General features: G+C 39.4%; 20 protein-coding genes and 1 tRNA gene. 7 read left to right on the plus strand and 14 right to left on the minus strand.

Features of this window, described 5'->3' with window-relative positions:
* Positions 1-23: 23 nt before the first annotated feature.
* On the plus strand, positions 24-1,070 hold the full coding sequence (gene mobA, locus DWV68_RS09975) for a molybdenum cofactor guanylyltransferase (protein WP_243089530.1): 1,047 nt from the start codon (positions 24-26) through the stop codon (positions 1,068-1,070).
* 4 nt (positions 1,071-1,074) lie between these two features.
* Here mobA and DWV68_RS09980 read toward each other — a convergent pair whose 3' ends face one another.
* Positions 1,075-1,944, minus strand: coding sequence for a hypothetical protein (locus DWV68_RS09980; protein ID WP_147403597.1), 870 nt, complete (start codon positions 1,942-1,944; stop codon positions 1,075-1,077).
* On the minus strand, positions 1,944-2,558 hold the full coding sequence (locus tag DWV68_RS09985; protein ID WP_117699118.1) for a type IV toxin-antitoxin system AbiEi family antitoxin domain-containing protein: 615 nt from the start codon (positions 2,556-2,558) through the stop codon (positions 1,944-1,946). Before DWV68_RS09985 ends, DWV68_RS09980 begins: the two co-directional genes overlap by 1 nt.
* 196 nt (positions 2,559-2,754) lie before the next feature.
* Between DWV68_RS09985 and DWV68_RS09990 the strand changes: the two genes are divergently transcribed.
* Entirely contained in the window at positions 2,755-3,267 is a 513-nt protein-coding gene (locus DWV68_RS09990; protein ID WP_117842281.1) for a hypothetical protein, read from the plus strand.
* Positions 3,268-3,461: 194 nt separating this feature from the next.
* On the opposite strand, the gene DWV68_RS09995 is transcribed toward DWV68_RS09990, so the two are convergent.
* Positions 3,462-4,883: a D-alanyl-D-alanine carboxypeptidase family protein gene (locus tag DWV68_RS09995; RefSeq protein ID WP_118665691.1), complete on the minus strand. Its 1,422-nt coding sequence runs from the start codon at positions 4,881-4,883 to the stop codon at positions 3,462-3,464.
* Positions 4,884-5,042: 159 nt separating this feature from the next.
* On the opposite strand from DWV68_RS09995, the gene trmB reads away from it, so the two are divergent.
* Complete coding sequence (gene trmB / locus DWV68_RS10000; protein ID WP_117699115.1) at positions 5,043-5,693, plus strand: tRNA (guanosine(46)-N7)-methyltransferase TrmB; 651 nt, start codon at positions 5,043-5,045, stop codon at positions 5,691-5,693.
* Between the two features lie 194 nt (positions 5,694-5,887).
* Positions 5,888-6,721, plus strand: a complete 834-nt coding sequence (locus DWV68_RS10005) for a bacteriohemerythrin (protein WP_118665693.1) — start codon at positions 5,888-5,890, stop codon at positions 6,719-6,721.
* 74 nt (positions 6,722-6,795) lie between these two features.
* Here the strand turns inward: DWV68_RS10005 and DWV68_RS10010 are convergent, their stop codons facing one another.
* From DWV68_RS10010 to DWV68_RS14440, 10 genes are all read right to left on the minus strand, one after another.
* The gene (locus DWV68_RS10010; RefSeq protein ID WP_117842350.1) at positions 6,796-7,431 is read right to left on the minus strand and encodes a DUF1638 domain-containing protein; all 636 of its coding nucleotides are present in this window, start codon (positions 7,429-7,431) and stop codon (positions 6,796-6,798) included.
* A gap of 324 nt (positions 7,432-7,755) precedes the next feature.
* Positions 7,756-7,828, minus strand: a tRNA-Lys gene (locus DWV68_RS10015).
* A gap of 81 nt (positions 7,829-7,909) precedes the next feature.
* Positions 7,910-9,295 carry a hypothetical protein gene (locus DWV68_RS10020; RefSeq protein WP_118665695.1) on the minus strand — a complete coding sequence of 462 codons (1,386 nt, stop codon included), beginning with the start codon at positions 9,293-9,295 and terminating at the stop codon, positions 7,910-7,912.
* 206 nt (positions 9,296-9,501) lie between these two features.
* Entirely contained in the window at positions 9,502-11,190 is a 1,689-nt protein-coding gene (locus tag DWV68_RS10025) for an EAL domain-containing protein (RefSeq protein WP_118542282.1), read from the minus strand.
* An 85-nt stretch (positions 11,191-11,275) separates the two neighbouring features.
* Entirely contained in the window at positions 11,276-12,994 is a 1,719-nt protein-coding gene (locus DWV68_RS10030) for a methyl-accepting chemotaxis protein (RefSeq protein WP_117842347.1), read from the minus strand.
* A 150-nt stretch (positions 12,995-13,144) separates the two neighbouring features.
* The gene (locus tag DWV68_RS10035) at positions 13,145-14,536 is read right to left on the minus strand and encodes an MATE family efflux transporter (protein WP_117699328.1); all 1,392 of its coding nucleotides are present in this window, start codon (positions 14,534-14,536) and stop codon (positions 13,145-13,147) included.
* Between the two features lie 23 nt (positions 14,537-14,559).
* Positions 14,560-16,278 (minus strand): glycoside hydrolase family 13 protein, encoded by a 1,719-nt coding sequence (locus DWV68_RS10040; RefSeq protein ID WP_118665697.1) that lies wholly within the window; start codon positions 16,276-16,278, stop codon positions 14,560-14,562.
* Positions 16,279-16,795: 517 nt separating this feature from the next.
* Positions 16,796-17,134 (minus strand): hypothetical protein, encoded by a 339-nt coding sequence (locus DWV68_RS10045; RefSeq protein ID WP_117842344.1) that lies wholly within the window; start codon positions 17,132-17,134, stop codon positions 16,796-16,798.
* A 101-nt stretch (positions 17,135-17,235) separates the two neighbouring features.
* Complete coding sequence (locus DWV68_RS10050; protein WP_117691176.1) at positions 17,236-17,430, minus strand: hypothetical protein; 195 nt, start codon at positions 17,428-17,430, stop codon at positions 17,236-17,238.
* Positions 17,431-17,629: 199 nt separating this feature from the next.
* Positions 17,630-17,791, minus strand: coding sequence for a hypothetical protein (locus DWV68_RS14440; protein ID WP_156454684.1), 162 nt, complete (start codon positions 17,789-17,791; stop codon positions 17,630-17,632).
* Positions 17,792-17,899: 108 nt separating this feature from the next.
* On the opposite strand from DWV68_RS14440, the gene DWV68_RS10060 reads away from it, so the two are divergent.
* The 3 genes from DWV68_RS10060 (at position 17,900) to DWV68_RS10070 (ending at position 18,961) form a co-directional block, all read left to right on the plus strand.
* Positions 17,900-18,340 (plus strand): S24 family peptidase, encoded by a 441-nt coding sequence (locus DWV68_RS10060; protein ID WP_242986250.1) that lies wholly within the window; start codon positions 17,900-17,902, stop codon positions 18,338-18,340.
* Positions 18,341-18,423: 83 nt separating this feature from the next.
* A complete protein-coding gene (locus DWV68_RS10065; protein ID WP_117699037.1) occupies positions 18,424-18,705 on the plus strand; it encodes a helix-turn-helix transcriptional regulator in 282 nt (93 codons plus the stop codon).
* Positions 18,698-18,961, plus strand: a complete 264-nt coding sequence (locus tag DWV68_RS10070; RefSeq protein ID WP_117947892.1) for a hypothetical protein — start codon at positions 18,698-18,700, stop codon at positions 18,959-18,961. The genes DWV68_RS10065 and DWV68_RS10070 overlap by 8 nt, the downstream gene beginning before the upstream one ends.
* A 103-nt stretch (positions 18,962-19,064) precedes the next feature.
* Here the strand turns inward: DWV68_RS10070 and DWV68_RS10075 are convergent, their stop codons facing one another.
* A complete protein-coding gene (locus tag DWV68_RS10075) occupies positions 19,065-20,483 on the minus strand; it encodes a methyl-accepting chemotaxis protein (RefSeq protein WP_117699035.1) in 1,419 nt (472 codons plus the stop codon).
* Positions 20,484-20,685 lie beyond the last annotated feature (202 nt).

The following is a 20,685-nucleotide window of genomic DNA, read 5'->3' on the forward strand; positions in this document are numbered from 1 at the left end:
GGAAGAACTTTTGAGAAGGTAAAATGTTACATGAGGTAAATGTTATGAGTCATGCACTGGTTATACTATGTGGTGGAAAAAGTACAAGAATTGGAACGGACAAGGCTTTGCTCCCTTTTGGGGACTGCTGCCTGATTGAATATCTGGTCCGGAAATTTCAGCCGGATTTTCCGAAAATCTACCTTTCTGTCCAGCAGAAAAATGATTATGCGCATCTGAATCTTCCGGTGACAACCATTGGAGACATCTATGGAAATGCCGGTCCGCTGTCCGGTATCTTCAGCGCACTTTCCATGATCTCTGAGGAACGTGCCTTCTTCATTTCCGTAGATACACCTTTTGTAGAACCGGCACTGGGGCTTTACCTGCTGTCACAGCCACAGGAGCATCCTATCTGGGCGATTGAGCGCGCCAATGACCAGTTGGAGACTCTCTCCGCTGTCTACTCCAAAAGCTGCATTCCGCAGATAGGAAAAGCCATGCTGTTTCACCAGTATTCCTTTAACCGGCTTCATGAGAAATGCAATGCCGGCTATGTCCCGGAAAACGAGCTGGCAAATATATGTCCGGTTCCACTGAATGAACAATTTTTTAACATCAATACCCGCACCCATTATTATCATGCCTTAAAGCTGCTTTCCGAGCGGGGAGAGCTTTTTGATGAAGACAGCAATCTGGAGCTTCCGGCAACAGGCAATATTATTTCTTTTATTCCCGTGGTATCGCTGGTGGGGGATTCCATCATTGATAAAAAGACCTTCTGCATCCAGCTATTGGAGGCATTAAAAAAAGATGGCATTAAGGCTGCCATCTTTGATTCAGAAAAAGATTTTTCCAATATTACGAATGTAGACCTCATCCTCACCTGTGATTTAGAGGATGAAGACTGCTTTAAAATCGAGCTTTTGAGCAGTGAGTTAAATGAGACTCCGCTGCATCCCCTTTCCGGTCTTGTTGCCATCGCCAGTGATTTCGGTTACAAATGCGAAGAAGTTCCTTGCTTTGACTTCCGCAAGCCAAAGTCACTTCTTGGCTTCTTAAAGACGCTGATCCGCGACTATAGCCATTAAGTATCTACAGGAAACGGCACAGCTCCGGCATCCAGTCTCCGATAAAAATTTCATCTCTGATAATTGCACGCCAGACCGGTGGGAAGAAGGCTTCCAAAAGAGTCATCACTTCCACCCAGTCTGGCTCTTTTTTTCGCTCCCGCTTTAAGTATGCCGCCCATTTCCGCTTCATATAAGTATAATCCTTATAGTGAAGGACGGTATCCAGCCGGTCTTTTCCAAAGGCCAGCTCTCTCTTTGTTCCAATTTCAATAATCTGCTGCTCAACCTTTCTGCCATCTAACGCCTCTTTCTTTAAGATTCCATAAATTTCTTCATAGCAGGACAGATCGTTGATTAATTCCATTTTCTCTAAAATTTCCACAAAATTCTCTGCCACAACCTGCTCATAAGGATATTGCAGAAACTGGATTACCGTATTCTCCTGTAAGAAAAATGGCAATTCTCCATGGGCAGGCTGCATCTGCTCGTCCCGAAGCTCCTGAAAACGCAGGGTAATGGGAACTTCATGCTCCTTTGATTTTGCCAGCACCTCTATCTGATAGCTTCCCGCCCTTTCTTTCTCTATCTGATAGACATACTCCGGCTTCCGGCTTAACACCTCTTTCATGAGCTGCCCTAACTGCATTTCCGTTAAATGCTCATCCTTTACCACCTGATAATAATAGGAAAGGGAAAAGACTCTCTTCCGGCGGTAATTCTCCACACCGAGGCTGCTGCCATTTCTAAGATAAAGCTTCTCTGCAAATGTTGATTTACTTATCTGATATAGAAAATACTCGGTTACCGCAGAAGGAAGCAGGTCCACAAAAGGGATTTGCAAGTCCTCACTTCTCTGCCGAATCAATGATTCTCTCAGTATGCACTCTGCCACTACAGCCACACTCCAATTCTGCTCTGAATCTTTGCCACAACCTTGCGGGCTCTGGCATATTCCATTAATTTTGCAATATCTTTCTTTGGCTCATTGATAAATGCCAGCAGCGCCTTCTTTAAATCCTCCCGCTCCAGACGTTCCTCGTACTTGAGGCAATCACAGATAAGGCGCTCCTTTTCGTAAATCTTCATCTCGCCACCGGCAAAAGGAATGGCCGTTACACCAAGCTCCATGACTTCCGGCTCTGTATAATATGGTTTCACCACCGGATATTCCATGCGGAACCTTGACTTCGAAGTATTCTTGCTAATGGCAATACTCCATTCATAAGGACGCTTCTCAATATAACCGTAATAGTAAAGGGCGCTGTCCATACATAAGATTCCATCCGGAAACAGTCCCAGAATAATTTCTTCCTGCGGCTTCTCTTCATACCCCATGGAATAATATCCACTCTTTACATGGTCAAGTATGCCGGCTTTCACCAGTCCCTGAATACTTTTATAGGTCAATCCCAAAGGATATAATTTTTCGGCTTTCACAATGCCATTATTTTCTTCTAAAAGCTTCTTTATCTCTTCAATGGTCTGCTCTTTCTGCTTCGCATTCATAGATATCGCTCCTTCGCATTTTTCTTCTAGTATAAGTTAATTTTTGCCGCTTGTCAATTTCTGTTGCAATTTGTCTTATATTTTTCAGTTTGTCGTTGTAAAAGTTGTTTTCTTGTCGTATAATTTATTTGGAACAATATTTAATGTCGTATATGTCTATTTGAATATACGCTTGTTTTTAATAAATGAGGTATCTATGGAAACAGAAAATACTACCCGAAAAAACCCTTCCCGGGAAACCTGCCAGAAGATTATCAAACGTATTCTGGTCACAGAAGTATTAGAAAAGGGCTGCAATGAACATTTCCGTCAGGCTTCGGATTTTATGGGATATTTCCAGTCCCTGTACCCCGCTTCCGATGCGCTGACCAAACAGGTGCAGCGTGCCATCAAGGCAATGGATATGCCCCGGGATGAGAGAGGTTACTTTATTGTAAATAAAACATCCGAGCAATTTGAGCAGGACAAAGAAATCAGCCGCCTGCTGCAATCCAGTGAAGCTTCTTTAAAAAGTCTGGAGGAATCCGAACCGGTACTGATTGAAGTACCAACCGAGCTTGCCGATTATCTGATGTATACCTTAAGTTCTTCCATCAGCTTAAAGGGACATTATGATACTATGGTAAAGGCTTATAATGGCATCATTATCTACACCAGGGAGCGCAGCCGTATCCTTTCCTACCTCCAGACTCTGTTATCCACAAATTGATGATAATTATCCAAATAGTGTGGATAACTCTGCTACGATAACAGAATAATAATGGATTTATCCACAAATTATCAGAATATAACTCGTCCTAACTTTAATGTCCAAGATAACGTAAAACGACAATATTTAAATTTAAATATTGTCGTTTCTTTTTATTCTTGTCTTTTTCAGTTGTTCTATAGCAATTTTCGAGACTATTTTCTTCTTCTGTGCCGTCTTCTCTTGCTGCGATAGTTTCTCTTTATAGTTTTGTAACGCTTATCCGGTCTGCTCTTTGAGAAATATTTGTGTCTGATAATATAGAAATTATCCGCAAATCTCCGAATCAGAAATGCTATGACCACAAGGGCTGCGATACCGAGAATTCCCAATAACACTTTCCAGATGTTTATCTGGAACTTATGCTTCGTAGTGGTCCTGGTTCCTGCTTCCGTAGAAATCTCTTCTGATTTTACATTATCAAAAGAGAACGTATCTGCTTTTACTCCGGTGGAAACAATATCCGCACCGCCTACATCATGTCCTGCAAATGTATATCTGATATTTGCCAACACATCATCCGAAGTATTATCATAGCTTACTGTTGGCGCAGCTTCGCTGAATTCTGCACTCTTTGGCAGAACGATATTTCCCGCCGGGTCTATTTTTACAAAGGAGGAATTGGTATTGAGCATTCCTGTATCCATTTCTCCATTTTCAAGCCTTGTCTCATTCTGTGCTACATTATATAGCGAAAAGTTCTCAAAATAATAATTATACAATGCAATACTGTCTGTCCACTGCGCTGGCGACTGGGCATTCATAATGACACAGATAAGTGTCATATCGTCCTTTTCTGCAAAGGTAACCAGCGTACTGTTTGCCGCTGTGGTGTATCCGGTCTTACCACCTACACAGTATTCATAGAGATACTGTCCTCTGGTTTTAAAGGCATGAATCATTTCATTATGATTCTGCAGATAGGTGATCTCATCATGCTTGTTGGTTGGTGGAATCTGATAGGTCTTTGTTGCTGTAATCGCACGGAAAGTCTCATTCTGGTAAGCCGCCTTTGCAATCAGTGCCATATCATAACAGCAGGTGTAGTGAAGGGTTGCATCCTCTCCCTCAGATAGTCCGTGTGGATTGTTAAAATGTGTATTCACACAACCTAACTCTGCCGCTTTATCATTCATCATCTGAACGAAATTCTCAACGGTTCCGCCTACATGCTCCGCTACCGCATAGGCACATTCATTGGCAGACTCCAGCATGACTGCATAAAGACATTCCTCCATGGTCATCTGCTCTCCCACATCCCTGGAGATTCCGGAACCATGGGTGTTATAAACCGCCTCTTTGGAAAATGTTACTGTCTCATCCAGCGAACAGTTTTCCAGTGCCAGAAGCGTGGTCATAATCTTCGTGATACTTGCCGGACAATGCTGCTCCGTGGAATTCTTATCATAAAGAACCGTTCCTGTGCTCTCTTCCATCACAATCGCATTGGGTGATTCGGTTTCCGGGTCCTGGGGCCAGTACTCTGCCGCCTTTACCTTTTGTGTGTTTATACCCAATAAGCCAATCAGACAACACACTGCCAGTCCGACGCTTAATATTTTCTTTTTCTTTTTCATTTTCTGCTGCTCCTAAATTCTTCTTAACTTTAAGTATATATCAATCCATTTCCATGGTGCAATACCTTTCCATTAATATTCACAATTCTCTTTCTTTTAAACCATAAATATGATAAATTGTTTTCGAAAGATATATATAAGTAGAAAGGATTTCATATTATGAGACTTCGCAATATCCCGGCGGCTGCGCCGGCTGTAGAAGCCAGTGACCTCTGTATCAAGGATGCCGCTTCCCATAAAGGACACTGGAATGAAATATTTGGAAATGACCACCCGATCCGCATTGAAATCGGCATGGGCAAGGGACGCTTTATCATGGACTTAGCTGCCCGGAATCCGGATATCAACTATCTTGGCATGGAACGTTACGAAAGCGTATTGTATCGCGGACTCCAGAAATTGGAAGAAAATCCACTGCCAAACTTACGCCTTCTGTGTGAAGATGCGGCACTTCTGCCGGACTTTTTCGAAAAGGGCGAGTTAGACCGCATTTATCTTAATTTCTCCGACCCATGGCCAAAGGACCGCCATGCCAAAAGAAGACTGACCTCCCGCCAGTTCTTAGAGCGCTATGACAAAGTCTTAAAAGATGACGGACAGATTGAGTTTAAGACCGATAACGTAGGACTTTTTGACTTCTCCTTAGAAGAAATCGATGCTGCAGGCTGGAATCTGGACGCATTTACAAGGGATTTACACCATGATACTGCCATGAACGAAGGCAATATCATGACCGAATACGAAGAGAAATTCTCTTCCAGGGGAAATCCTATCTGCAAGCTGATTACTTCCAGAAATATTCCTTTATGACCTTTCCGATAGTGCCAGTGCACGGACACTGCCAGATGGCATGACCCATGAGATGAACCATTTGCCTGAGCATCCGGAGTTGGTTTATCAGTGAAATTTTTATAAATTTTTCTTTTTTTATTGTGGCTTATCTTCTGAGGGTTTATAATACGTCGTAGCATAAATCATTGATACAATGTAAGGAGATGTATACCATGTACGAATTTACAGAAGATTGTTTGATTCATATTCCACAAATTGATGAGGAACACCGCAAATTATTCCAGATGATAAATGATGCTCTTTCCCTTGTTAAAACAACCGAGGATATTTCCGGAACTGCCCAGAGCCTGCTTCTTCATCTGAAGGATTATGCGAATACACATTTCGCCCATGAAGAGGCTTATATGGAAGAGATTCATGACCCGGAGCTTCCTCTTCAGAAAAAGGAACATGCTGAATTTGCTGAGAAAATCAATTCCTTTATTTTAGATAAGTCCTCAAAAGAGGCTGCCAGAGCATCTTTCGAAGAACTGCTTTCCTATCTGGTACGCTGGCTGTACCACCATATCTTAAGCAGTGATATGATGATTGGAAAAATGTCCGCAGTTGAAGGGACTTCCGAAGACCCATTTGCCTTTACGGACAAATACAAGACCGGCATTGACCTTGTAGATAAAGAGCACCGCCGTCTCTTTGAAATTATAAAAGAGACCAATGACCTGATTCAAAACGATCTGCTGCATGACAAATATGATGAAATTATGCGGCTTTTAGTGGAATTAAAGGATTATACACAATTTCATTTTGCTGATGAGGAAATGCTGATGGAGAAGATACACTATCCGGAACTGGCTGCCCAGAAGCGTGCCCACACTGTTTTCGTTGAACGCCTGGTAGAAATTGACTTCTCAGAACTTGACGATATGGACAATAACCAGCAGACTTATCTTCTGGAACTGATCCAGTTTCTGCTGGGCTGGTTATCCAACCATATTATTGGTATGGATAAAAAAATTGCTGTCTATATGGACGAAATGAAAAAATAATAAACTGCAGAGCATACAGCATAAAACCGGCTTCCTGATATTAGACTTTATTCTAAATTAGAACGCCGGTTTTCTTATATAAAGTGTCTTTCTGTGACACGCTCTCCTTTTTCAAGATGAACGAAATTACAATCCCATTTTCCAGATAAAAGCTTTCTTATAATATTGCAGTCGGATGGCTCCACCGCCAGCTTCTTATTTAGAAGTTCTGCAGGTCTTTTCAGTCCATCTTTGGTTTTCTTTATATCATAGCTTTGCGTATCTATTAAAGTAATCTTCTCATAACCGCCATAGATTGTATCTAAAACTTCCATCCCCCGTTCTCTGCCATAAGCAGCAAGAACGGTACTGCACTGGCCTCCAATGGACTCCTTGTCAATTGTCCACGCTCTTGTCGCATAAAGAGAATTCTTATCCACATGATTCTCCAAAAGCTGGTGGATGCAGTCGTGGAAACGTGGCATTACAAGTTCGGTATTCCAGCTCACAATCCCTTCCGTGCCCCGCCCGCACAATCCATAGGTGAGCAGGATTATATCCACATCCTGGTGCCTGTCAATCTCCTGCTGCAGCAGATTTCTTAATACAGACGGGTTTCTATGCAATCCACGTTGCAGATATACAACAGGATATGTTATATTTAATTGTTTTCTGTACTTTTCAATTTCATCCTGCTGCATTGCACAGGCAATCAGAATTTTCTTTTCCAAATGATTTCCTCTTTATTTATATATTTTTCCATATCCTCTTGCATATAATATCTAAAAAAGGGTATGCCTCATGAAATTCAAATCAAACTGCTTTTCCAGAAAGGCTTTGCTTTTTTCCTACCGTAAGCCTGCCCTGCATACTAAATTTACTACAATTCAAAGGTCTTTGAAAGAAGTAAAAAATATACTGAACAAATAAACGATATCTTCATCATTCCTTATTTACATCTACAGAACCTGCCACGGGCAGCTTCTTACGGATTTTTTATAACAAAAAAAAGCACCAACCCCATGGCTCCACGTCCACAAAATCGGTACTTTACATGCGCCACCAGGGGTTCGAACCCTGGACACCCTGATTAAGAGTCAGGTGCTCTGCCAGCTGAGCTAGTGGCGCATTGCTTAACGCAAGGACTATTATATAATAGAATTTATCGAATTGCAAGTAATTTTTTATTTTTTTTAAAAATTTTGTAAATTACATATTAGCAAATAATGCCGCAATTTCTTCCGGTGTCATCATATGATTCGGGTCAGAATTTGCCTCGATAACAGGCTCTGCTGCCGGTTCTTCCACAACCGGTTCTGACACAGGTTCCTCTTCCGTTATCGGCTCAGATTCTTCTGAAATAGCATCTTCTGTTACAACTGGTGCTTCTTCAGCTGCTGAATCTGCATTTGCAATCAAAGCTGCAATCTCTTCCGGTGTCATCATATGATTCGGGTCGGAATTCATTTCCATAACCGGTTCATCAATGGTATTTACCATTTCTTCTGTAAATGCAGGTTCTTCCGGTTCTTCATCTGCAAATCCAAGTGTATCATCAAAACCAACTGGTTCTTCTGGTTCCGGTTCATTGTTTTCTTCTGCAGATCCGGTTTCTTCTGCTACTTCTTTTGTAGTCTCAGCTGCTTCGTCATTTCCGAATAAAGCATCTATATTTAATAAATCATCTTCTGCTAAATCCGGCATATCCTCTACAGTTGTCTCCGGTTCTGTTGCCGGTTCTTCCGGCATTACTTCGTCGATTGGTGCTTCCGGTTCTTCCGGCATTACTTCGTCGATTGGGGCTTCCGGTTCTTCCGGCATCACTTCGTCGATTGGTGCTTTCGGTTCTTCCGGCATCACTTCGTCGATTGGTGCTTCCGGTTCTTCCGGTGTTACTTCCTCAACTGGTGCGGCTGATGATGGCTGTACCGGCGCTGCTGTATAAGCAACAGCTGGCGCACCATTTATTTTTCCAACTTCAGCTAATATGGTATTGTGGATGGATAATTCCATTTCTTTCACGAAAGCTGCCATTTCCTGCTGTTTTAGCAGAAGGTCTTTATTGGCATTCTCAACTATGATACGCTGCTGCTCTAACACGTTCTTCTCAAGATTATCCAGACGGTCGGAAAGATTAAATATCTGCTCTAATAATTTGTCGTTGGAATTCATCAATGCATCGGAATTTTCTTTGTTACGGCTTATGGTAACTTTGGCAATGGATTTCTGTGCATCTATGATGTCCTTTGTCGGTGAACCGGCTGCCTCTTCGATACGATCAAGCTGATCCGCAATATCTTCAAAAGATTTGCGGGTTACAAGATAAGAAGCTTTTTCTGACTTAAACAGATTATCATACTGTTCGTACTGGTCAATCTCTTTCTTATAATTTTTCTGGATTGCACTGGCAATCAGAATATAAATATCAGCCAGTGCTACAACTGTAAGTACAATCAATGCCACATAATTGGACGGATAGTTAATCATCACATATAATTCCCCTAAAACCAGCACGGTTAATACCAGTACAGCCGTCACAATTCTCAGATTGTAAGAATCCTTCTTTTGTTTGATGTTCTGCTTTGCTTCTTCCATTGTAAAAATCCTCCATGATTTTTTATTTTTCACTAAATAGCAGGAGCAAACCGTAAAAACCTGCCACTATACTGGCAGTTCCCTGGATATGTCCTGCAGCCGGGTACTTACTTTCCCTGTAAGTATAATTAATTTTATTCTATCACAGGTAGAATTTTCCTTCAAGAAGCCTTTTTCAAAATAGAAATGAAAATTAAGATAGTTTGCTAGTTGATACCTTTACATATGAACTGATTTAAAAACTGATTTTTATCACATGGTCTGCCAAAAAGATAGCCCTGCAGATAATCAGCATGTATTTCTTTCAGCTTTTGATACCACTCTTCTTTTTCTATACCTTCTATACATATTTTGATATCTACACTATGTACCAGTTCAACTATTTTTTTTAACAGCTCAAAATCCCTTGTTTGACTCATAGCTTTTGCTGTAAAATGATTATCCAGTTTCACATAATTAGGATTCATGTTTACAATACAATGTAGATTCGAAAAACCTGTACCAAAATCATCCAGAATAAACTGTATTTTTTTCTCTTCGAATTTCTTCCGAAGCGTATAAAAATACGGTGTCATATCCGTATATCCGCTTTCTGTCAGTTCCGCACACAGGCTCTCCGGCGGAAGATTATATTGTTCTATAGACGAAAGTATGTCCTTCCAGATATCACTTTTCATCATCTGAATATAAGATATATTTACATTAACCTTAAATCCCGGTATATACTGCCGCATTTCATGGCACATTGCCGCAGCTTCATTTAATACAAATCTTCCGGCCGGAATAATAAGCCCGGTTTCTTCCAGTAATGGTATAAATTCCACAGGCGAGATACTTTCTTTTTTTCCACCTGAATACATGGAAAACCTCATAAGCGCTTCCGCACCAATTATATTTCCCGAGGAACAATCTATAATCGGCTGATAGTATACTTCAAATCCTTCAAATTCATTTGTCACGGCACCTCGAAGTGCACTTTTTATTTTCTCTTTTTTTAAAAATAACTTATAATCTTCTTTTTCAAAAAAATATACTCCGTTTCCTCCCATGGATTTTGCCTGTTTTAAAGAGAAAACCGCTATTTTACGATACTCGTCATAATATTTTAAAAGCTTCGTTGCATGAATAATTCCGGTAGATACTGTAAAAACCACCTTATATTTTTCAGAAATAATAAAATCTTCTATTTTTTTACATATTTCCTTCTGCAATAGCATAACATCATCTCTTGTATGGCTTTCCAGATCAACAATCATATACTCATCTGCAACAAGATGGTACAGCTGCTGGTTATCAGAAAGACATTCCTTGATACCGTCAGCAACACTTTTCAACACATAATTTCCATAATCTACGCCTAATGTACCATTAATCGCATTAAATCCATCAATCCCTATATGTATTAAAAATACTGACGAGCTGTCTTTTATATGGGAAGAAACAAAGGAATACATTTCTCTTTCACCCAAAAGTCCGCTGACATTATCTGCCCACTGTATATTTCCAATTTCGTTTACACAGCCTATAAGATAATGAGGTTTTCCATCGTTATCATTGATTACCTTTCCACGGCAGTTAATCCATACCGGCATCCCTTCTTTATCAAGCCATCTGTAATGCAGATTGTGATTTTTTTCGTTTCCATCCGCAATCCGCTGTAAATGTTCCCTAATCATCGGGCGGTCTTCTTCATATACAAAATAGCGGACACTGTCGGCAGCATTATCAAATGAATTGCCCGGCATCTTAAAACGCTTCACCGCTGCCTGTGAAATGATAAGGGTATTTTTCTGTAAATCTATAATATAAAGATAGTCATCCATACATGGTGCAAATACTTCTATTAAATCTTCTGCTCCTATTTCCTTGAGCAGTCTGCGTATGTTTGTATCCATAGTATAAGTGCCTTTCTTATAAAATTTTTATACTGATAAACTTTCTATTCTGTGGTAGAAATTATAGCTGGAAATCATTATCGTATTATACTGTTTTTTCTGATTCTGCCAATTTAAATTTACGAATCATTTCACGCAGATTTTCTGATTCGCTGCTCATCTCCTGGCTGGCAGCTGCACATTCCTCAGATGTTGCAGAATTGGTCTGTACAACATCATTAATTTGTTCAATTCCTTCATTAATCTGCTGGATTTCTGTTGTCTGTGTTTCTAACGTTTCCGCAATATTTGTAACTTCTTCTGTAATTATTTTAGAGTTCTCTGCAACATCTTCCAATTGCGCCGCAGTCTGTCCTGCAATCACCATACCCTTTTCTACTGCCTTCACAGAGGTTTCAATCAACATTGCAGATTCTTTCGCTGCCTGGGCACTCTGGTCCGCTAACGAATTTACCTGATTTGCTACAACTGCAAATCCTTTTCCGGCTTCTCCTGCCCTTGCTGCTTCGATAGAAGCATTCAATGCAAGCAGATTTGTCTGGGAAGCAATTTCATTAATTGTTGCAATAATTTTGTCAATTTCTTTTGATGCTTCACTAATTTCATTCATGGAATCAACCATTTCATGCATCTTACCATTACTTTCTAAAATGGCATTTCCAAGCTCATCCACCCTTCCACTAATTTCTTTTGCAGATTTTGAATTATTTTCTACCTGTTCAGATACACCTGCAACTGTTGCTGTCAGTTCCTCTACTACTGCCGCCTGATTTGTAGCTCCATCTGCAAGATCATTAGAACTTGATGCTACCTGGTCTGCTGCACTTGAAACTTCATTGGAAACATTTTGAATTCCTCTAATCGTTTCTCCTATACTTTTTTCAAATTGCATAAAAGAATTTAAAATTCCGACAAAATCTCCCCGCCACTCTACTTCCGGTTTAACATCAAAATTTCCTGCTGCAAACAATTTCATTGCACGGTCAATATCGTCTACATAGCTTCCCAGGATACGGATTGATTTACGCATACTGTGTGCCAGTCTTCCAATCTCGTCTTCTGAACGATAATCCAGCGTACTGTGTAAATTTCCTTCTGTCAGTTCCTTTGCGACATCCTCAACTGCCCGTAAAGGTTCAAGAATTGTATCCAGGACTTTTTTACCTGTTTTCTTTGTCAGTGTCCATGCAAAAATTAAACACACTATAATACATACAATTCCTGCTGCAGCAAAAATAAATGTAGTTCTGGCAGCCCTGCTGCTCTCCTGGTCTGTTATATCATCTAATTTTATTGCGATTTCCACCGCTTTATTTAATGCAGGTGTGCAATCATTCATGATTTCATCAACTGCTTCTTCCTTATCACCACTTTTAATTTCTTCTATAATGGAATAACCAATATTTCCCCAATCCGAAAGGGCTGATGAATATTCCTCATAATCTGAGTCAGGAATAATTCCGGTTCCCTTTAAATTTTTCAGTTCAGAATCAACTTCTTTCAGCAGCTTTTCTACTGTTTTCTCATAACTGACATATGAAGAAGTATCATCATCTAATGCCATTTCCCTGATATTTCTTGCTGCCGCATTCACATTAATTCTACATATTTTTACTGCCTGATCTGCTACAGTAACATTTTCTATATAATGTACCATATTAGCAAATAAAACACCTATGACCACTATAGAAAGCAAGCCTGAAATTAACATCATAATAATGACTTTTCTGTAGCCATAGTTTATCCTTTCCTGCAGATGCATGTTTTCTAATTTCCCTTTCATTTTATCTTTTTGTGAAAACATTGATTCTTATTTCCTTTCTCTTTATTATATTTCTCTTTTTTTCCAGACCTTGTTATATCAGAATTTTTTCAAAAGTCAATGATTTTTCAGTTCTAATTTTCAGATTCTATTTTTCTTATAAAATTTAACACTTCCTACTTTGGTTTTTCGTCATTTTTTTTTACAGTATTGTTCTAAAAAAACGGCCGCACCATCTTCTATAGCAGCAAAAGCCATCTTATCGTCTGGCCATGATTTTCTGAGTGCCACATAAGAAATCAGAAAATTTGCAAGCCAGCCAGCCGGTACAGCAAGCCAGACAAATGCAATGCCAAAACGCGGTGCGAGTATCAAAGCAACTGACAGACGAATTGCAAGATTTACCATATTTGCAATGAGAAATGGACGCATGATTCCAAGTCCCCGAAGAACTCCGTCTGTTGCCATCTTGATACCCATGAAAATGAAAAAGAAGCCGAGCCATCTCATATAATCTCCAGACACCTGATATGCCAGCGCTGTTCCATCTTTACCCAGAAATAATGAGGAAATCTGTGTATGCAGTGTTTCAATGACTATAAAAGCAAGGACTGCAAAACATAAATCTAACACCAGTGCAGCGTGGTATCCTTTTTTGATACGCCCAATTTTCTTTGCGCCAAGATTCTGGGAAACATACGGAGAGACTGCATTGCCTATGGACACAAATATCAGTGAAAAAACATTCTCTACCCTCATCGTTGCCGCATAACCTGCAAGAGCCTGTGTACCAAACGGATTTACAACCGCCTGTACAATCATCATACCAATTGACACTGTTGACTGCTGGAGGACCGACGGTACAGCAATGCGGAGCATGGAATGTAATTCCCTCCCGTCAAACCAGCGAGCCGGACTCTTATACTGGCGTATCCGGTATAAAAAGATTAAAAACGAAAATACTGCCGAAATGCCTTGTGCAATAAGCGTGGCTAGGGCTGCACCGAACACACCCAGACCAAGGCCTGCTACCATCCAAAGATCCATCATAATATTCAGAACAGAAGAAAAAATCAAAAGGCACAACGGAATCTTTGATTCACCGATTGAAGTAAACATCGTTGAAAGAATGTTGTACATAAACAGAAACGGAAATCCCACAAAATAAACACGAAGATATAGTACTGCTTCCTCCAGTATATCAGCGGGTGTCTGTAATATGCCCATCATGGAACGTGAAAAACAAAAGCCAGTAACTCCCAGAAGTATGCTAAGAACCAGAAAACTAATCAATGATGTTGATACGATTGTTTTCATTTTACTATAATCTCTGGCACCAAAATAACGGCTCACAAGTACACCTGCACCTACACCTGCACCAAGTGCTATACAAATGAATACATTCGTAAGGGCAGCACAGGCACCAACAGCCGCAAGGGCAGAAGATCCAACAAACTGACCCACAATGATTGAATCAGCCATATTGTAGACCTGTTGAAAAAAGCTTCCGAAAATCATTGGCATTGCAAAAACAGTCAGTGCTTTAAGGGGTGCATCTGTAATTAAATATTCATCTTTTGACATGATTTTCTTCCTCTGTAACTATTTTAAAGCACTATTACTACGGCATCAAGTCCCTCAACTTTTCCGTCAAACAGTTCTTCTCCAAGCAAATTATATTTTCCCTCATACTCATTAAATCTCTTCTCACTGCTGCTGCAGTTAAAAATCAATGCCATAGTTTCTTCACCATTTTTTCTAATCAGAACAATGGTTTCTTCCTCATCCCTTGTGATTGCCTCAATCAATTCACCTTCTACGATACATTTATATTTTTTTCGAACCTGCAACAGCTGTTTATACCATTCAAACATCTCTTTATCCTGGTATTCTTCATCCCAGTACATGCCACGTCTGCAATCCGGATCGTTTGCTCCCGGCATCGCATACTCATCTCCATAATAAATCATTGGCATTCCCGGCAATAACAATTGAAAAGCTGCTGCCAAATGCTGCTTTTTCTTATTATTCTTACATAAATGTAAAAATCTTGCTGTATCATGGCTGTCTATCAGATTCCACATAAGAGGATAACATTTCTTATTTAAGCGTCCTTTCAAATATCCAAGATTCTGTATAAACTGGCTGACCGTAATCTTTTCATCTGCAAGCAGATCTATCATATTCAGATAAAACGGATAATTCATGACCGTATCCCATTCATCTCCTTCAAGAAAATCTCCTGCATAATGCCAGATTTCTCCAATTATCAGCATATCTTTCTTTACTGCCTTAACTGCCTTTCTAAAATTCTTCCAGAAAAAATGACTGATTTCATCTCCTACATCCATTCTCCATCCGTCTATATCGCATTCCCTGATCCAATAGCATGCAACATCTGTAATAAATTTTTCAACTTCAGGATTTTTCAGATTTAATTTTGGCATTCCACCATAATAACCAAAGCATTTGAAGTTTGGAATCTCTCCCCTTTCACTTTTAAGTGGAAATTCATCAATAAAATACCAGTCCAGATATTTAGACTTATTTCCCTTTTCCAAAATATCTTCAAATGCAAAAAATTCCTTTCCTGTATGGTTAAACACCGCATCCATAACCACTTTCATTCCATATTCATGCGCTTTTTGTACCAGCTCTTTAAGATCCTCTGCTGTTCCGAATGAGGGATCTATCTGATAATAATCAATGGTATCATATTTATGGCTTGAATTTGATTTAAAGATTGGTGTCATATATAAAACATCAATTCCAAGACTATGGACATAATCCAGATGTTCTATAATTCCTCTGAGATCACCATGCAGATTATCCATAGACGTAACCGGTGCTTTATACCATACTTCCTTGTCTACCGGCTGTGATGATGCAAAACGGGACGGAAAAATCTGATATACGACCTTATTTTCTGCCCACTTTGGCACCACAAACATTTCTTCCTCCCGTAGATTCTGCGGGCAGTCAAACATTCTGTCTCTGTTTGTAATACATTCCTTACTAAACTCATAATTGCCGTAATATACTTTTTCCCCCTGCATGTCCGTAAATTCAAAAAAATAACGGAGACATATCAAATGCATCTGTATCTGCGCTTCATAATAATCCTGAAACTGTGAGGTCGCAACCTTCTTCATTGGAATTGTCTTTCGCGTATCCTTCCATTCCATTGGTATATACTTATCCTCATAATGAAGAATTATTTCCTTTATATCATCTCTTTTTACCTGGATGCGTATCACAAATAAATCCTTATCTATTGCATAGCAGAATCTTTTGTCCATATCATGAATAATTGCAGAGTATTCCATTCATTTTCTCCTTTACATATTCTGTTTTCTTCTTTCGTATTACTTACTTTTTCTATATCTTAACGTGATAATCCTGGCTTGTCTATAGATAACTTCCTCTGCAGCTTGCCGATTGACAAAAAATATCCGAATCTCTGTTATCCGTCTTTTCTGTCAATGACATTTTCTCCTTTTCCCTGAACGAAAAAAATCACCCAGACTAGAATTTTTAATCTAATCTGAGTGATGCTTCGTCAGGCCTGTTTTCATCTCTGTAAAGCACCTTTCAGTGCTCGTCCGGTGCTCGGAGCACCCGGAGGATGTAACCATTCCGTTCCATCGAGTTCACACAGTTGGCCACCATTACGATTCAGCTTGTAACAATGATCACTTGGTTTTCTTATTAGATTAACTATATTATAACGTGCTGTAGGTCGGATGTCGATGATTTTTTGACCATATTTATTGTTTTATATGTTACTTCTCTATTAGTTCTGCAAACTAGAATTTATTACTCCATCAAACTGGAAGTTTCCATTTATTTCTTTTTGCGGTATTTGGGTTCAATACCTACTACATACGCTACCATAGCCGCAATACTAATAAGCATTGCACCCAATATAGGTATAATAATCAAACCCGAATTCTGCCCATCTAATAAAGGCAATCCAATTAACGTAAACAAAATACCATACACGCACCACAATATGCCCAAAGCACGATTATAGCCTTTCAAATCTTCTATGGGCGCTACCTCGGCATTTGCCCAAAAACCGAAAGGTTTTGCTTTCTTGGAATTAAAATCATAAATGCCCATTACAATAAATAATACGCCGATTATTACCCAAATAACAAATGCTATTAATCTTCCTTCCATAATATGTATCCTTTCTTTGTAGTTCTGTAAATTCAAAGCTTCGCGAGCTTTGTACTTTCTTTAATTTTCTCAGTATTACTGAAAGTTTCAAGTGGAAATTATCAAATCAATTTTTTCGCATTATCTGCATTCAATTCAACATATCCACATTTTGGACATACATAACATGAAACAGTACTATTCTTTTCATTCTCAAAGATACCGTTTTTCTTATTAGTTAAATAAACAACCGTACCTACTGCATCTCCTTTTAATTTTGCTTTAATCATTTCCTCTTTACATCTTAAACAATCCATCTTTATTCCTCCATAAACTTCAAATTTGTACATATCTTTTTACACAGTATAGCACATACCTATCTCTATGCACATCAACAATTTAATCATCCTTATCCTCCTGTCGATCCAAATGCCCCGGTTCCACGTTCTTCCCATGATTCAAAGGTAAAATCTGGTATCAGAACCGGCATGATCACAATCTGCCCGACTTTGTCACCTATCTTATCATCTGCTGTGCCTGCCAGTTGTCTGCAAGCTCCGGCACATAATGAAGCATATCCAGATCAATTCTCTTTCCGATCAGCACATCCATTTCCACACCGTCATCCAGATTGTTTGGATCAGCTACCCTGATGCCGATTGCCGGTATTCCATGCATGCCAGACAGTTTCTCGCCTTATGTGAAATTCTTGAAATATACGATATCTATACAGAGTTTGTTGGCCAGAGTCCTCTTAATCCATTCCGGAACCTGAATGAAAATGGAATGAACAAAGTGCTTGAATATATCAGCGATCTGGAAAGCACCGGCAACTATAAACCGGCAGAGATCATTCCTATCCATGTGATCAGGGAAAGAAAAGTATTTTACAATACCGTTTCCGCTGGTACCGGCTCTTTTCTTGATAGTGACGAATATGAGATATTCTCCTCTCCTGACATTCCGGAGGCTGCCACATTTGGCGTATATGTAGATGGTGACAGTATGGAACCTAAATACCATAATAAGGATCTCATCTGGATTGAACAGACAGCATGCCTTGATGATGGCGAAATAGGTATCTTCTATCTTGATGGAAACGCATATGTGAATAAATTTCAGAATAACAGACTCGGAACCTACCTCATATCACTGAATAAAAAATATGATCCGATTCCGGTTACAGAGAACAGTTCCTTCAAAATATTCGGCCGTGTTCTTTCATAAGTCCTTTTTTTGGAACACTTAAAACTGTAGGATTATTATAGCGGAACAGACCTGAACAATTCTGAATTTGGAGGTGCATATATATGAATACTGATATGGATATAGACATAAACACCATGACAGACACAATTACCTGCAGACTTGTTGAAGCGAGGGCAGATCTTGGCATTACCCAGAAAGAACTTGCATCAGCAACCGGCATCAGCCTGAAAACTATTGCCAATATCGAGTCAAAACAGCATATTCCTTCTCTGCTATACGCCATGAGAATTGCAGATTTTTTTCACAAACCGGTAACAAGCCTATTCTGCTATCATCTTGGTGTTCAGCAGACTCCCTCTAAAGGAGATGATCTGAATGAATAATAAAAAAATGTTAGATTTCCAGACAATCGCTGTTAATTTTGATGGCACTCTCTGCTACAGCAAATGGCCGGAGCTTGGTCAGCCAAACCAGGCACTGATCGAATATCTCCAGGAATGGAAACGCAATGGCAACAAACTCATTCTCTGGACCTGCCGCGCCGGTGAAGCTCTGTCGAATGCTGTCGAATGGTGCCGGGAACAGAATCTTGAATTTGATGCAGTTAATGACAATCTTCCGGAAAACGCAAAGGCATAGAACCCGTAATGGGGCTATGCCTTTGTGCTTATTCTAGCATTCATTTTTAGTTAGTGCGGGTTATTTACCTAATACAGTTCTTCTCATAATAAAAATCTGTTAGTTAAACTTTTTCAAATTTTGCTACTTCATCCGATAAATCTTCCGAAAGGTTCTTATTTTCGTCCGCCTGCACTGTAATTGCTGAAATTGCTGTTACAAGTTGTGATATCTCTTGTGCTACGTTTGTAACACCTTTTGCAGATTCTTCAATCGCTATAGAAATGTTATTGATACCTTCATTCATATCATTCATTGTACCTAAGCTATCTTTTGACTTAACTGCAAACTCGTTAAATGTATTACTTGCCTGATCAGAATCAGCATCATAATTTCCAATAATTTTTACAAAGTTGTCATAATCAAGTGCTACCTTTTCATCTACAAAACGAATCATTTCCGTTGCATTTCCAGACAGATTGTTTACTGCCTCAATAACTTTTCCACTGATTTCCTGAATATTGTTTGCTGTCTCACGTGAACTATCTGCAAGCTGTCTGATTTCATCTGCAACAACGGCAAAGCCCCTGCCTGCTTCCCCTGCTCTTGCTGCTTCAATCGATGCATTAAGTGCTAAAAGATTTGTCTGTGCTGCGATATTTAAGATATTTTCTGTAAGTTTTGCAATTTCATTTACAGACTTAGATGCTTCTACTGCCTCTGCGACATCCTTTTGAATGCCATCAAATGTTTCTACTGTTTTTTCTTTTGATGCAATCGCTTCTTTATAGCTATTTTCTGCAGTAAGCTTCACTTCATGCATCTTCATTGCAGAGTTCTTAGCATCCTCATTCATGCCTTCCATTTTCTTTAGCAGATTATTACATCCTTGGGCTAAATCATATAGAGAAGCAGATACCTCTTCCATGGATGCTGCAAGTTCTTCCGATGTTGCACTCACATTGGATGCACTCATATTTGAAGATTCCGCCTCATTTTGTACAAGATAGGAAGATTTTTTCATATCTTTTGATACACTCTGAATCTTTACCATAAGATTTTGTAATGTTTCAATAAAATGGTTGACACCATTTGCAAGCTGACCAATTTCATCACTGGTTTCATCAAATACTCTTAACGTAAGATTACCCTGTCCTGATTCTATACCTAAAATGATATCATCCAAATCATTCTTTGCTCTTTTTGCTGGACGAACAATGGACTTATTAATAACAATCGAAAGAAGTACGATTACAATAATATCAGCTACCACAAGTGCAAGATCAAAAATGATGCTTCCATTTATTCTGTAGTTGATATGTCTGATGGCTTCTGCCACTTCTCCTTTTGCTGTTTCAAAAACCGCGGTATCATTATTTTCCACTGCTTCTTCATATTGTTCAAACTGTTCTATAAGCACATTATTCTTTCCTCGAATAGCTTGTAATGCCATTAAATTCAAGACTGTAATCAAAACTGCAAAAAAGCCTACAGACACTAACATTGTTACTAACTTTTTTCCCAAGTTCTTTCTCTTTTTCATGTTTATTTTTCTTCTTTCTGCGAAAGGCACCAATGCGTTATGTTTTGGAATTTTCTAGCATCATTCTACCCCACCCCACAAAATTTTGTCAATGCTTTATTCTCTTGATAGAAAATTTTAATCTTTACTCTGATGAGGATGGCGTGAAACACATCCGTATCAAAGCCAGACCTAATAAATGGCATGAGAATGACTGCCCTTT

The sequence above is a fragment of the Roseburia sp. AF12-17LB genome (genome assembly GCF_003479605.1).
GTDB lineage: Bacteria > Bacillota > Clostridia > Lachnospirales > Lachnospiraceae > Roseburia_C > Roseburia_C amylophila.